This is a genomic window from Streptomyces sp. NPDC043861 (assembly GCF_056435905.1).
In genome coordinates, this window is record NZ_JBWKDP010000001.1 from 833,131 (window position 1) to 845,874 (window position 12,744).

Sequence of the window (12,744 nt, forward strand, 5' to 3'; positions counted from 1 at the left end):
CTGCCCCGCCGGGCATGGCCGGCCGGCGGTCTTGCGGCTCGGCGGCCGGAGATCTCACGGGCTCACTGTGCCCATGGGACTCAGGGGAGGACGGGGCGCACGGTGGTTCTCGGGGCCGGCAGAGCTCATGGCGGCCATGGGGGCTGACGGAGAGGACGGAGTGCACGGGGCTCACAAGGCCGGTGTGGACCCGCCGCCGCAGGCGCTCACGCGTACCAGCCGAAGCGTTCCGCGATCACCGGCAGCCGATCGGCGACGATGGCGTGTGCTGCCGCGCGTGGAGTCGTACCGTCCGCCTCCGCGCGATCGAGCATCTGCCCGATCAGCGCCCGCATCGACCGGCGCGTGTGGGCGAACGCCTCGTCCGCGTCGGCGCCGATGTCGCCGAAGAGGGTCCACCACCACCACGCGTTCGTGCAGGAGTTCACGACGACGTCCGGCAGGACGGTGACTCCACGAGCCGCGAGCAGTTCCTCCGCCTCCGGCAGGACCGGCATATTGGCGGCCTCGACGATCCATCGTGCCGTGACGGACGCCTGGTTGGTGGTGTCGACGGCGTACGAGACCGCCGCCGGAACCAGCACCTCCGCGCCGACGGACAGCCATGCGTCGCCGGACAGCTCCAGGTCGCCGTGCCGCAGCGCCGCACGGTCCACCGTTCCGAATGCATCACGCGCGGCGAGCAGCGTCTCCACGTCGAGGCCGTCCGGATTGGCGATCGTCCCCTTGATGTCGGCCACGGCGACGATCCTCAGGCCCGCACGGGACAGAAAGCGGGCAGAGGCCCCGCCCATGGTGCCGAGCCCCTGGACGGACACCCTGGTGCCGGCGCGTGGTGTGCCCGTCCGGTCGAGGGCGGCGAGCACCGACTCCGCGACGCCGCAGCCGCCGACCAGCTCGTCGAGGCCGATGCCGTCGACCTCGACGGCGAATGCGTCGGCCAACCGCCGGCGTGCCGCCGCCTGGTCCTCGAGCAGCGGGTACACGGCCTGCACCGACGACACGAGACCGGCCTCGGCCGCCGCTCTGTCGACGAGGTCCTGGGTGAGTCCGAGATCCTCGCCGGTGGTCCAGACACTCTCGATGTACGGGCGCATCGCGCGCAGATAGCGGACCAGGATTCCGTACGCGTCCGGATGCCGCGGATCGCAGTCGATGCCGCCCTTCGCGCCGCCGAGCGGGATGTACCGGACCGTGGGGTCGTCCGCGTCGAAGTGCAGGGCCTCTTTCATGGTCATGCCCCGGGCAAGCCCGGCGACCTCGTCCAGCGTGCACCCCTCACGCATCCGCAGCCCCCCGCTGGCCACCCCGCGCACGAGGCGGTCGACGACGAGATGGCCACGGCGGCCGGTCATGTGGTCCGTCCAGGTCAGCGAGATCAGGGGGCGGGCCGTCGCAGGGTCGGTCATGGGGGTGTCCAACGCGGACATGGCGCCTCCAGGCACGGCACGAACTGAACCGTCGGTCAGTATCTGGATGCGGCGGCACGCATGTCAACGCGGTTTCCGCCGCACGCGCCGCGGCAGGAGGCGCCGGTCCTGATCGGCATCAGCTCACCGATGCCGATCCCCCCGGTGCCCCGGCAGGCCGCTGCGGCACCTCGCAGTGGTCCTTGAAGCCCTGGCTGGTCAACCCGAGCGCGGAATTGATCCGAGAGCGCAGATTCTCCACCGCCACCATCGCTGTCAGCTCGACGAACGCGGCCTCGCCGAGCGCCCCGAGCAGCCGCTCGGCCAGCTCGTCGCCGACCTCCGGGGGGTTCGCGGTCATGGCCTCGGCGTACTCCATGACATCGCGCTCGAGCGGTGTGTACGCGTCGCTGTCACGCCATGCCGGCACCTCGTGCAGTTTGCGGGCGTCCATGCCCTCCCGCGTACTGGCCCAGTAGCCGAAGTCCATGCACCAGCTGCAGCCGATCGAGGCGGCCGTCGCCATCACGGCCAGTGCCTTGAGCTCCGGGTCCAGCGCATTCCACTTGGCGACGGCCTGCTCGAAGCGGAGGTCCGCGCGCAGGACGGGGGTGTTGTGGCCCAGCGCCTTCACGGGGTCGAGAACCTCCTGGTACGCGCGCTTCGAGTACCACTCCGTCACGCGGTAGAAGAGTGTGCGGGGCGGGTCGAGTGAGATGCGGGCCATGACGGGCTCCTTCGATGAGCGGAAGGTCCTTGCCCACGTACGACGGATCCGGCGGCGCCGGTGTGACATTCGCCGCCGCGGTCTTCCTCCGCCGGGCTCCGGCTCCTTCTCCGCGTGCCTGGTCAGCCCCGTTCCACCGGCCCTTCCCCGGGGTGTCGCGGGAACCACCCGGGCCGCGCCTCCGTTCCCGCACTGTCGTGCCCCACGCCCATAATGAGAAGACCCGAACATCAGGAGGTTCCGTGACCGGCGACGCATCCCCGCATTCGCTGCGCTCCAGGCTGCGGTCGCTGCGGCCCGCCGCGTTCGGGGCCGACCCCGCCGGGGAGCGCCTGGAGCGGATTCGCCGCTCGCCCAACTTCGCCGACGGGGTCTTCCAGAACCCGCTCGGGGCCAGGACCAGGCCGTCCGGTTCCACGCTCGAGTTCGCGAAGATCTACTTCCAGAAGGAGGCGCGCAGGCTCCGGTCGCCCGCCGCCCCCGTGCCGCTGCACCCCACGACCCTCGCCGATCTGGCCAAGCCGCCCGCTTCCGGGCTGCGGCTCACCTGGATGGGCCACTCGAGCGTCCTCGCGGAGATCGACGGCCGCCGGGTGCTCTTCGATCCGGTGTGGGGGGCACGCTGCTCGCCCTTCGCCTTCGTCGGGCCCAAGAGGCTGCACCCGGTTCCGCTGCCGCTGGCCTCTCTCGGCCCGGTCGATGTCGTCGTGATCTCGCACGACCACTACGACCACCTCGATCTGCCCACGGTGCGGGAGCTGGCATCCACGGACACCCTCTTCGTGGTCCCGCTCGGCGTCGGTGCCCATCTGGAACGCTGGGGCGTCGCCGAGGGGCGCCTGCGCGAGCTGGACTGGAACGAGGCGACCGAGGTGGCGGGGCTGAGGCTGACCGCCACCCCGGCCCGTCACTTCTGCGGTCGGGGTCTGCGCAATCAGCAGCACACGCTCTGGGCCTCGTGGGTGGTCGAAGGGCCCTCCGGCCACCGCGTCTACCACAGCGGGGACACGGGCTACTTTCCCGGTTTCGAGGAGATCGGAGCCGAGCACGGGCCCTTCGACGCGACCATGATCCAGATCGGTGCCTACAGCGAGTACTGGCCGGACATCCACATGACCCCGGCCGAAGGCATCCGCGCCCATGTCGATCTGCAGGGCGACCGGCCGTCCGGCGTGATGCTGCCCATCCACTGGGCCACCTTCAATCTGGCGCCCCACCCGTGGGTGGAGCCCGGAGAGGGCACGATCACGGCGGCGGCCGAAGCCGGCGCACGTGTCGCCCTGCCATTGCCGGGAGAGCCCTTCGAGCCCACGGCCGAGGACGTTCCGGCCACGCCGTGGTGGCGGGCTGTCGCGCCCGTCGCCGTTGCCGCCTCGGCATCGGCCCCCGCGTCCGTCGCCGTGTCCGACCGGGTCGGCAGGGCGGTACGGTCCGACGCGGAGACCGGCGCACCAAGCACTCACGGGGGCGCGGAGCAGGACGGCACCGTGAGGGGAGCCGCTGCCGGAAACGACGCTCCCGAGGCGGCTCCGACCGCCTGATCGGCGTGACCGGTCGGTGGAGTCCGCCGGGGACCTGGGCGCGCCGCTGACCCGGGGCCGACCCATTGGGTGAAGGTCGCCCTCGACCTTCCGGACGGTGTCAGGACCTGCGCGGACGGTCGCGGGATCCGATCCCCGCTTCGTCGTCCGGTGGCGCGAACATCTGCGGAGAGAGCGGTCCGCTGCTCGCCCGGTACCTCTCCTGTCCCACCGGCGACGGCGCCGGTTAGGCTCGCCGGGTACGAGGACGCGGAGGCGGGGAGAGCGAGCACCATGAGCGCGCGGGTCACGGCTGTCAGCAGCAAGGGTACGTACTCCTTCAGCAAGCAGAACCGTACGAGCATCACGCTGCTCACCGGTCTCGGTGTCAAGGGCGACGTCCACGCGGGCCGGACCGTCAGGCATCGCTTCCGTATGAAGCACGAGCCGGACGCCCCCAACCTGCGCCAGGTGCACCTCATGCACGAGGAACTCTTCGACGAGCTCGCGACAAAGGGCTTCAGCGTCGCCGCGGGCGAGCTCGGCGAGAACATCTCCACGCGCGGCATCGACCTGCTGGGCCTGCCCACCGGCGCACTGCTGCACATCGGGGCCACGGCGATCGTGGAGGTCACGGGGCTGCGCAACCCGTGCTCGCAGATCGACTCGTTTCACAAGGGGCTGTTGAAGGAGGTCTTCGAACTCGATGCGGAGACCGGTGAATTCACCTTCAAGTCCGGGATCATGAGTGTGGTACGACGAGGCGGCGACGTCCGCCCCGGTGATGCGATCGGCATCGAGCTCCCCGCCGGCCCGCATCGTCCGCTGGAACGCGTCTGAGGCGGAGACCTGCCCGGATCCGAGCCGGCTCCCGGAACGGACCAGCAGGGCCCGTCGGCGCGGGTGGCCCTCACGAGGGCCGTCCCGTGGCCGGACGCAGGCACTGTCCGCTTCGCCGCGGTCGACGCGCGGCCGACGGGAATCCGGCCGTGCCCGGGCGTGACGTCACCCACCGGTCGGGCGCCCGCGACCTCCCCGGACAAGGCCGGCCGGACGGCTGCGACCTCCCGTGGAGGGCCGATGTCCGACGGCGAACACCGCGCCCCTTGGTCAACGTTGCGTTATCGCGCGGCCGTGCGAGCCGTCATACCAGAGCGGGACGCTCTGCGGGCAAGTTTGTCAACTGCCCACCGGACATGAACGGTTGACGACTACCGTGTGTGGCCGGTGATCAACGGTGGGCGCACGCGGCCTTGGCGTGCCCAGCCGCTGAGCCGGAGCTCAACACCCGTAGTACGCCGATGAGTACACCGATCGGCACTCCGATTCCTGGGCCACGTACCAAGGACGCTGATGTCTCAACTTCGCGCACCCGCCGCGCGGCCGGACCGCCGCGAGGGCGGACGGCACGGCCGGTCAGGCTCCCGATCCTCCGCCGCGGCAAGGCAGCAGCCCCCGCCGCCGGAATCCCGTATACGTCCGCAGCTGCTGCGCACCGCGATCATTCCCTCCGTCGTCGCCTCGCTCAGTGGTGCCGCCGCGGTGCTCTTCACGATCCGTTCCACCGACACCTCCCCCTCGCCCGCCCTCTGGCTCGCGCTCGCCGGTTCCACGGTCCTCGCCGCCGCGGCCGTGGGGGCGGCGGCACTGGGCGCCGACCGCGCCGCGAAGTCCGTGCTGGACCGTTGCCACGCCCTGCGCCGCACGACCGCACGCGGCCAGGCCGATCTGCGGGGCGTGGTGGAGGGGCTGCGACGCGGTGAGCGCCCGCAGGCCCGCCGCGACGCCCCGCTCCCCGCAGTCTCCGGGGACGAGTTCGACCTGCTCGCCCATGAGCTGACGCGGTCGTACGACGCCGCGGTGGCAGCCGTCGTTCAGGCGTCCCGGCTGTCCAGCAGCGTCGGCAACGAGCAGAAGGTGGAAGTCTTCGTCAATCTGGCCCGTCGGCTGCAGTCGCTCGTGCACCGGGAGATCCAACTGCTGGACGAGCTGGAGAACGAGGTCGAGGACCCGGAGCTGCTGAAGGGCCTCTTCCACGTCGACCACCTCGCCACCCGCATCCGCCGGCATGCCGAGAACCTGGCGGTGCTCGGCGGAGCCATCTCCCGGCGGCAGTGGTCGAACCCGGTCACCATGACCGAGGTCCTGCGCTCGTCGATCGCCGAGGTCGAGCAGTACCCCCGGGTCAAGCTCGTGCCGCCGATCGACGGCACTCTGCGCGGGCACGCCGTGGCCGACGTCATCCACCTGCTCGCCGAACTGGTGGAGAACGCCACCCTCTTCTCCGCCCCGCACACACAGGTGCTGCTGCGCGCCTCACGTGTCACGGCGGGTCTCGCCATCGAGGTCGAGGACCGGGGACTGGGCATGCCGGTCACCGAACAGAACAGAATGAACGCCCTGCTCTCCGACCCCGACCAGGTCAACGTGGCCCATCTGGTGCAGGACGGTCGCATCGGCCTGTTCGTGGTGTCGGCACTCGCCCGCAGGCACGGCATCGCCGTCCGCCTCCAGTCCAACATCTACGGAGGCGTCCAGGCCGTTCTCGTACTGCCCCAAGGGCTTCTCGGGGCGGAGATCGACGGACACCCGGGCGCCGAGGAGCAGGCCGGACTCGCTGCCGGACACGTCGCAGGGGCGCCGGGGCGCGCCGACGCACCTACGGTGCGACACGTCCAGGCGCCGGCCGTGCCGCCGTCGCCCGCCTACGTCACCGCACCCGCACCCGCGGCCGAGCCGCAGCAGGCAGTGGCGCCTCCGCGGGTGCCGGTGCCCTACCCCTCGGGCGAGGTGACACACACCGGCCCGCAGCGGTCGCTCACCTACGTCACGACCGGACCCGGCATCCCGCATCAGCCCCCGGTGCCGGACAGGACCGGTCACGGTCCGCTTCCGGTGAGGGGCGAGCACGCCGATCGTCCCGGCCCGGCCCCCGTCCCCGGCGAGGGAAACGGTGTCCCGAGGGCAGGCAACGAAGTCCCCCGGCCGGGGAGCGGCTCCGGGACGCAGGCCGGGGTCCGCGGCACGATGGGCCGCCCGACGCTCCCCAAGCGCCGCGCCCAGGAGCACCTGGTGCCCCAGCTGCGCAACGAACCGGTTCAACGACGGGCCGAGGAGCCCACCCTGCACGACCCGGGCCTGATGGCGGCCTTCCAAAGAGGCATCGGGCTCGCCGAGTCCCAGGAGCCGGCCGTCATCCCCCACGAACCGCACCAACAGGACGACACTCACAAGGAGTAGATGCACCATGACGAGCGATGCGCCGACCGGCCATTCCTCGGATCTCGACTGGCTGCTCACCGGCCTGGTCCAGCGGGTGCCGTACACCCGCAACGCGGTTCTGCTCTCGTCCGACGGACTGGTGAAGTCCGTGCACGGCCTCGACACCGACAGCGCCGACCACATGGCCGCGCTGGCCTCGGGGCTGTACTCCCTGGGTCGCAGCGCCGGCTCCCGGTTCGGCGACGGAGGTGAGGTCCGTCAGGTGGTCGTCGAGCTCGACTCCACGCTGCTCTTCGTCTCCACGGCCGGCTCCGGTACCTGTCTCGCCGTCCTCGCCGGCCGCGAGGCGGACGCGGCGGTCCTCGGGTACGAGATGGCCATGCTGGTCAAGAGCGTACGGCCGTACCTGATCACCCCGGCGAGACAGCCGGCCGGAGCGCCGAGCCCCACGGGGCACTGACCGTGCCGGCCCCGCAGGACGGGCCTTGGCTCGACGACGCGGCCGGCCGCCTCATCCGCCCCTATACGGTGAGCGGCGGTCGTACCCGTCCGACGGCCGCACTGGATCTCCTCTCACTGGTGATGGCGACCGGCGCCGTCCCACCGCAGTCCTATCTGGGACCCGAGCACGCCCTGGCGCTCGGTCTGTGCGACGGGCCCACCTCGGTGGCCGAGATCGCGGCCCACTTACGGCTCCCCGCGGTCGTGACGAAGGTGCTCTTGTCCGATCTCGTGGACTGCGGGGCGGTCACCGCACGGGCGCCCCGCTTCCAGGAGACCCCCACCGATCGTTCCCTGCTGGAGGCAGTGCTCGATGGTCTACGACGACGGCTCTGAACCCCGCGACACCCTCGCACCCCGCAATGAACCCGGCCTTGCCGCCGACCCGTTCCCCACTGCCCTGAAGATCCTCGTCGCGGGCGGCTTCGGGGTGGGCAAGACGACTTTCGTGGGCGCGGTCAGCGAGATCGAGCCGCTGAACACCGAAGAGCTGCTGACGGCGGTCAGCGCGGCGACCGACAGCCTCGAGGGGGTCGAGTCCAAGACCACCACCACCGTCGCCATGGACTTCGGCCGCATCACCCTCGACGAGCGCAATGTGCTGTACCTGTTCGGCACGCCGGGGCAGGAGCGCTTCTGGTTCATGTGGGACGAGCTCTCCGAAGGCGCGCTCGGCGCCGTCGTCCTGGCCGACACCCGACGACTGGAGAACTCCTTCTCCGCCGTGGACTTCTTCGAGCGGCGGGGCATCGGGTTCGTCGTCGCCGTGAACGAGTTCGACGGCGCCTACCGCTACGAGCCGGAGGAGGTGCGGGCTGCGATCGATCTCAAACCGGAGGTGCCGGTCGTGCTGTGCGACGCCCGTATCGCGAGCTCCGGGATACGGACCCTGGTCACCCTGGTCCAGCATCTGCTGGCCACCACCCCGGCACCGGCAGCGGCGCCGAGCTACGGAGCACACTCATGACGTACGACCCGACCGGTCACCTGCTGCTCACCCCCGTCGACCGCGAGGCGCCCACACGGGTGCGGCGGCTGCGCCAGCTGGGTCTGGGCGAGCGGCCCGACCCGGCCTTCGACGAGTTCGCCCACAGGCTCGCCGAGGTCACCCGGGCGCCCTACTCGATGGTCAACTTCATCGACGAGAAGCAGCAGTTCTTCGCCGGCCTGCACACTCCTTCGGGTACGCACTCGGGCAGCGGCCTCGACGCCGCCGCGTCGGGCGGGGACGTGAGCCGCTTCATGGCCCGCGATCACGGCTACTGCCCGCATGTCGTGGTGCGGCGCAAGGCGCTCGTCCTGGAGGACGTCTGCGACTATCCGCGGTTCGCCGGGAATCCCGTGGTCGACGAGATCGGCATCCGCTCGTATCTCGGCGCACCGCTGATCGACCGCACCGGCATCGCGCTGGGCACCATCTGTGTCGTCGACACGGAGCCGCGGCCCTGGGGCCGGGCAGGTCTGGAGACCATCAAGTCGCTCGCGGCGGAGCTGGTCGAGCAGATCCACCACCGCGAGGACGGGGGCCTGTGACGAAGGGATTCACGGCCGGGTGACGCCCCGGGGCAGTCGGACCTCCAGGGGCGTCACCCGCGTCTGCTGTCGGACCGGCGCTCGGCACCGGCGTAGGTCCGTCAGAGTGCGGGTTCCAGCCTCGTCACCTCGGAGAGCCGGTCCGACCACTGGTCCTTGGCGGTACCCAGCGCCACCTCGGCGAGCCTCAGCAACTGGACGTCCGAGGTGCCGGCCGGCGCGAAGATGTGGTGCGCGTCCCGCAGATACCGCTCCACGGGGCGGTCCGTGGACAGGCCCGCCGCCGCATGGATCTCCATGGCGTTCCGGGCCGAGTCGAGCGTGGACTCGACGTTGACCAGCTTCGCGTTCATCAGCTCGGCATCGCAGGCCAGTCCCTGATCCAGCAGGTGCACCGCGTGATACGCCGCGAGGCGGGCAGTCATCAGTCGAGACTGGAGCTGCCCCAGCTTCAGCTTCACGGACGGGAGTTCGTGCAGTGGCCGGCCGTATCGGTGGCGTTCGGCGCAGAACCCGGTGGTCTCCTCGAGGATCGCCCGGTGAAGACCGAGCGAGACGGCGGTGAGATTGGCCCTTCCGTAGAGGACACTCGACGAGTACGCGACCGCGAGGCCGTCGCCCTCCTCGCCCAGCCGGTTCTCGACCGGCACCCGGCAGTTGTCGAAGTGCAGTTCGCCGAAGCCGAACCCGTGCAGGCCCATCGTGGGTTTCTGATCCCCTGTCCGGAATCCGGGCCGGTCGGATTCGACGAGGAACGCGGTGAGGCCGCCGGAACCCTCGCCGGTGCGGACCACGACCCCATGAAGATCGCCGACATGGCTGTTTCCGACGTACACCTTCCGGCCATTGATGACGTAGTCGTCGCCGTCGCGCACGGCTGTGGCGCTCATGCCCAGTACATGTCCGCCCGACTCGGCTTCGGTGACCGCGATCGTGGGGAGGCACTCGCCGGCGGCGATGGCCGGTAACCAGGTCTTCTTCTGCTCCTCGCTCCCGAAGTGGACGATCTTGGCGGCGCCCAGCTGGGAGGCCTGGACCATGGCCCCCATGGCGCCGCTGACGCGGGACAGCTCCTCGATGATGATGGTCTTGCCGAGATGACCGACCCCCATTCCGCCGTAGGACTTGCTGATCGTTGCGCCCAGCCAGCCCTGCCTGGCTATGTGCCGGGACAGCTCGTGGTGGACCGTGCGGGCCGCCTCCATGGCGGGGACCCGCGGACGTACCTCGCTCTCCGCGAAGTGCCTTACCTGGTCACGGAGTTGATGGTGCACTCGGCTGCTGAAGTACCCGTCCATCGCGAGCCTCCTCTGCGAAACGCCTGCTCGTGTATGCGTTCGGACAGGTGGTGCATCGGTGTGGTCCCGTCCCGTAGGGGCCGGCCGTCTCTCTGCTCTCGATCGGTTGCGGGCGGTTAAGGATTGTTTGTCAACTTTGGCTAAATTTTGCCCCGTTGACGTTTGATTGAAGGTGATTTCTGCGTGGTAGTGGCCGTCCCGTCCTGTCCGTAGGGCATTCCCCTCGCACATCTTGCTGCCACATGCCATTGGCGAAGATTTCGTGGGCATATGGCACTGAGGGTCAGCCATCGCGGCCGGGGCGCACGGAGGCGCTGATGAGGGGTGTCTGGCGCCCGTTGTGCCTCCCCGAGGCCGCTTGGGATCAGGCCTTCCGGGTACCGGCGCACGGTTGCGTCCCCGAGCGCCCGCCTGTGCGCGGGCGCCATGGCCCAGTGGGGCGGCAAAGTGCCGACGCGCCCGACGGTCCGACGCCCGGCCGGTGTCACGCCGGGGCGATTGTCGGTGCTGCGTCGTACGGTCGTCGCATGGCCAACGCCGACGACGTACGCAGAATCGCGCTTTCGCTGCCCGGGGCTTTCGAAAAGCTCGCCTGGGGCATGCCCACGTTCCGGGCCGGTCAGGGCGGGAAGATCTTCGCCTCGCTCGACGACGACGATCAGGTGATGGGTGTGAAGTGTCCCAAGGAGGACCGTGAGGAGTTGATCGCCTCCGAGCCGGACAAGTTCTTCATCCGCGTGGGACACGACGACAACTACGCCTGGCTCCGGGTACGGCTCGGCGCACTGGACGACGAGGACGAGTTGCACGCCATCCTGCTCGACTCCTGGAGACAGGCGGCTCCGCGCAAACTGCTCGACGCCTACCCGGAGTTGGGAGACACGCGCACGCAGTGAGATCTGCAGGAGTCGGTGATTGAGGAAGACGATTGCCACGGGTCGAAAGGTTTAGTGGATCCGTTGTGACGACATTCACCACCATCCCGGCCTGCGGTAACTCATTGTAATGAGTTGCCTACGACTTCGGCACGTACAGTTACGTGTGTGCAGACAGTCGACGAAGGAGACTCATGCGACCGTTCGTACTGAACTACGTACTTCCGGCCGAGAGTCCAGCGGTCACGGTGACGTATACCTACGACCCGACCCTGCAGCTCAACGTGCTGCCGGACGGGCGACCCGCCGTCGGCGATCGTGCGGTGCTCCTTGCCACCGGCACGACGACGTCCACGGCCGGGTCGAAGACCCACTTCGACGACTGAACAGACCGGCGCAAGAAAAATGACTGTGCTCATCCTGACCTGCAGACAGGACGTCACGGCGGACATGGTGGTCGCCAAGCTGCATGCGCGAGGGGTGCCCCTCGTGCGCCTGGATCCCGCTGACGTACCCGGTGAGGCATCGCTCTCGGCCGAGTACGTCAGCGGTGACTTCTACGGCCATCTTTCCACCGAAGGACGGCTGTTGAGCATGAGCGCCTTGCGCTCCATATGGGTCCGCAGGCCCGGCCGGCCCGCTGCGCATGCCCCGGGGGCCTCTGAATGGCTGACAGCGGAGACCGAGCAGGCGCTGTACGGGATGCTCTACTCCGCCACGGCCCGATGGATGAACCATCCCTCGGTCGCGGCCCAAGCGCGTTGCAAGCCATGGCAGTTGAGCCTGGCCCATCGCAGCGGGTTCGCCGTGCCGCCGACGGTCATCACCACCTTCCCCCGGGTGGCCAGGCAGTTCGCCGCCCAATACCGGGACATCGTGGTGAAGTCCGCGTCCGGTCCGCCGGTCGGTGACCCCCCGGTGGCCCTGCCCACCACCCGCATAGACCAGGACGCGGACTTCACCGGGGTCGCGGCTGGGCCCACGCTGCTGCAGCAGTACATTCCGAAACGTGCCGACATCCGGCTCACCGCGGTCGGCGGCCGGTTGTTCGCCGCCCGCAAAGTGGCCGCTGCCGACCAGGTGGACGGACGCTACGGCGCCACCGGCCACGGCTGGGAGCCGGTGGAGGTTCCCCATCGCATCGCCCGCGCCGTGCGCGAGTACACCGGGGAGGCGGCTCTGGCCTACGCCGCCTTCGACTTCGCCGAGGACGAGGACGGCGTGTGGTGGTTTCTGGAGTGCAATCAGGGCGGGCAGTTCGGCTTCATCGAACTGGAGACCGGGCAGCCCATCGCCGATGCGGTCGCGGCCTGGCTGGCCGGTGCTCCGAACGGAGCAGGTCGCGTTGCGGCGACTCCGGCGGGAGGGGACGGTCAAGGAGTTCTGTGACCACCTCTTCCGAGGAGAAACCATGCGTATGCGCACCCTGGTGGCAACGGCCGGGCTCACGGCTGCCGCTCTGATCGGCGGCGCGGGGGCGGCCGTGGCCGACGACGGCCCCTCCGTCATCGGCATCGCGACGGGCTCGCCCGGTGTGCTGTCGGGCAATGTGTTCCAGCTGCCCGTAGCTGTGCCGATCAACGCCTGTGGCAACACGGTCACCGTGATCGGACTGTTCAACCCGGCGGCCGGCATCGCCTGTGTCAACGGCTAGGACGA

At 69.9% G+C, this 12,744-nt stretch carries 14 protein-coding genes; 11 read left to right on the forward strand and 3 right to left on the reverse strand.

Features of this window, described 5'->3' with window-relative positions:
- Window positions 1-206 precede the first annotated feature (206 nt).
- Entirely contained in the window at window positions 207-1,430 is a 1,224-nt protein-coding gene (locus AC068D_RS03470) for a Glu/Leu/Phe/Val dehydrogenase dimerization domain-containing protein (RefSeq protein WP_478821229.1), read from the reverse strand.
- 118 nt (window positions 1,431-1,548) lie between these two features.
- Window positions 1,549-2,136 carry a carboxymuconolactone decarboxylase family protein gene (locus AC068D_RS03475; protein WP_478821230.1) on the reverse strand — a complete coding sequence of 196 codons (588 nt, stop codon included), beginning with the start codon at window positions 2,134-2,136 and terminating at the stop codon, window positions 1,549-1,551.
- 242 nt (window positions 2,137-2,378) lie between these two features.
- On the opposite strand from AC068D_RS03475, the gene AC068D_RS03480 reads away from it, so the two are divergent.
- The 7 genes from AC068D_RS03480 to AC068D_RS03510 all read left to right on the forward strand — a co-directional run bounded on the left by AC068D_RS03480 (window position 2,379) and on the right by AC068D_RS03510 (window position 8,912).
- Window positions 2,379-3,677, forward strand: coding sequence for an MBL fold metallo-hydrolase (locus tag AC068D_RS03480; RefSeq protein WP_478821231.1), 1,299 nt, complete (start codon window positions 2,379-2,381; stop codon window positions 3,675-3,677).
- 273 nt (window positions 3,678-3,950) lie between these two features.
- The gene (locus AC068D_RS03485; protein ID WP_478821232.1) at window positions 3,951-4,496 is read left to right on the forward strand and encodes an MOSC domain-containing protein; all 546 of its coding nucleotides are present in this window, start codon (window positions 3,951-3,953) and stop codon (window positions 4,494-4,496) included.
- A gap of 513 nt (window positions 4,497-5,009) precedes the next feature.
- Window positions 5,010-6,896, forward strand: coding sequence for a sensor histidine kinase (locus AC068D_RS03490; RefSeq protein WP_478821233.1), 1,887 nt, complete (start codon window positions 5,010-5,012; stop codon window positions 6,894-6,896).
- A gap of 7 nt (window positions 6,897-6,903) precedes the next feature.
- Entirely contained in the window at window positions 6,904-7,338 is a 435-nt protein-coding gene (locus AC068D_RS03495; protein ID WP_478821234.1) for a roadblock/LC7 domain-containing protein, read from the forward strand.
- Window positions 7,339-7,340: 2 nt separating this feature from the next.
- Window positions 7,341-7,715 carry a DUF742 domain-containing protein gene (locus tag AC068D_RS03500; protein ID WP_478821235.1) on the forward strand — a complete coding sequence of 125 codons (375 nt, stop codon included), beginning with the start codon at window positions 7,341-7,343 and terminating at the stop codon, window positions 7,713-7,715.
- Entirely contained in the window at window positions 7,693-8,346 is a 654-nt protein-coding gene (locus AC068D_RS03505; protein ID WP_478821236.1) for a GTP-binding protein, read from the forward strand. The genes AC068D_RS03500 and AC068D_RS03505 overlap by 23 nt, the downstream gene beginning before the upstream one ends.
- Window positions 8,343-8,912, forward strand: coding sequence for a GAF domain-containing protein (locus AC068D_RS03510; RefSeq protein ID WP_478821237.1), 570 nt, complete (start codon window positions 8,343-8,345; stop codon window positions 8,910-8,912). The genes AC068D_RS03505 and AC068D_RS03510 overlap by 4 nt, the downstream gene beginning before the upstream one ends.
- A 101-nt stretch (window positions 8,913-9,013) precedes the next feature.
- On the opposite strand, the gene AC068D_RS03515 is transcribed toward AC068D_RS03510, so the two are convergent.
- Window positions 9,014-10,210 carry an acyl-CoA dehydrogenase family protein gene (locus AC068D_RS03515; RefSeq protein WP_478821238.1) on the reverse strand — a complete coding sequence of 399 codons (1,197 nt, stop codon included), beginning with the start codon at window positions 10,208-10,210 and terminating at the stop codon, window positions 9,014-9,016.
- Window positions 10,211-10,737: 527 nt separating this feature from the next.
- Here AC068D_RS03515 and AC068D_RS03520 point away from each other — a divergent pair.
- The 4 genes from AC068D_RS03520 to AC068D_RS03535 all read left to right on the forward strand — a co-directional run bounded on the left by AC068D_RS03520 (window position 10,738) and on the right by AC068D_RS03535 (window position 12,739).
- A complete protein-coding gene (locus AC068D_RS03520) occupies window positions 10,738-11,106 on the forward strand; it encodes an MmcQ/YjbR family DNA-binding protein (RefSeq protein WP_478821239.1) in 369 nt (122 codons plus the stop codon).
- A gap of 173 nt (window positions 11,107-11,279) precedes the next feature.
- The gene (gene tgmA / locus AC068D_RS03525; protein ID WP_478821240.1) at window positions 11,280-11,471 is read left to right on the forward strand and encodes a putative ATP-grasp-modified RiPP; all 192 of its coding nucleotides are present in this window, start codon (window positions 11,280-11,282) and stop codon (window positions 11,469-11,471) included.
- 19 nt (window positions 11,472-11,490) lie between these two features.
- Window positions 11,491-12,474, forward strand: a complete 984-nt coding sequence (gene tgmB, locus AC068D_RS03530; protein WP_478821241.1) for an ATP-grasp ribosomal peptide maturase — start codon at window positions 11,491-11,493, stop codon at window positions 12,472-12,474.
- Window positions 12,475-12,496: 22 nt separating this feature from the next.
- Window positions 12,497-12,739, forward strand: coding sequence for a chaplin (locus AC068D_RS03535; RefSeq protein ID WP_478821242.1), 243 nt, complete (start codon window positions 12,497-12,499; stop codon window positions 12,737-12,739).
- Window positions 12,740-12,744 lie beyond the last annotated feature (5 nt).

What these genes read in the sequence shown, in the direction of transcription:
- AC068D_RS03515 (WP_478821238.1), bottom strand. Translation starts at nt 10,210, where the DNA reads ATGGACGGGTACTTCAGCAGCCGAGTGCACCATCAACTCCGTGACCAG.
- AC068D_RS03510 (WP_478821237.1), top strand. Translation starts at nt 8,343, where the DNA reads ATGACGTACGACCCGACCGGTCACCTGCTGCTCACCCCCGTCGACCGC.
- AC068D_RS03495 (WP_478821234.1), top strand. Translation starts at nt 6,904, where the DNA reads ATGACGAGCGATGCGCCGACCGGCCATTCCTCGGATCTCGACTGGCTG.
- AC068D_RS03490 (WP_478821233.1), top strand. Translation starts at nt 5,010, where the DNA reads ATGTCTCAACTTCGCGCACCCGCCGCGCGGCCGGACCGCCGCGAGGGC.
- tgmB (WP_478821241.1), top strand. Translation starts at nt 11,491, where the DNA reads ATGACTGTGCTCATCCTGACCTGCAGACAGGACGTCACGGCGGACATG.
- AC068D_RS03470 (WP_478821229.1), bottom strand. Translation starts at nt 1,430, where the DNA reads ATGTCCGCGTTGGACACCCCCATGACCGACCCTGCGACGGCCCGCCCC.
- tgmA (WP_478821240.1), top strand. Translation starts at nt 11,280, where the DNA reads ATGCGACCGTTCGTACTGAACTACGTACTTCCGGCCGAGAGTCCAGCG.
- AC068D_RS03485 (WP_478821232.1), top strand. Translation starts at nt 3,951, where the DNA reads ATGAGCGCGCGGGTCACGGCTGTCAGCAGCAAGGGTACGTACTCCTTC.
- AC068D_RS03520 (WP_478821239.1), top strand. Translation starts at nt 10,738, where the DNA reads ATGGCCAACGCCGACGACGTACGCAGAATCGCGCTTTCGCTGCCCGGG.
- AC068D_RS03535 (WP_478821242.1), top strand. Translation starts at nt 12,497, where the DNA reads ATGCGTATGCGCACCCTGGTGGCAACGGCCGGGCTCACGGCTGCCGCT.
- AC068D_RS03475 (WP_478821230.1), bottom strand. Translation starts at nt 2,136, where the DNA reads ATGGCCCGCATCTCACTCGACCCGCCCCGCACACTCTTCTACCGCGTG.
- AC068D_RS03505 (WP_478821236.1), top strand. Translation starts at nt 7,693, where the DNA reads ATGGTCTACGACGACGGCTCTGAACCCCGCGACACCCTCGCACCCCGC.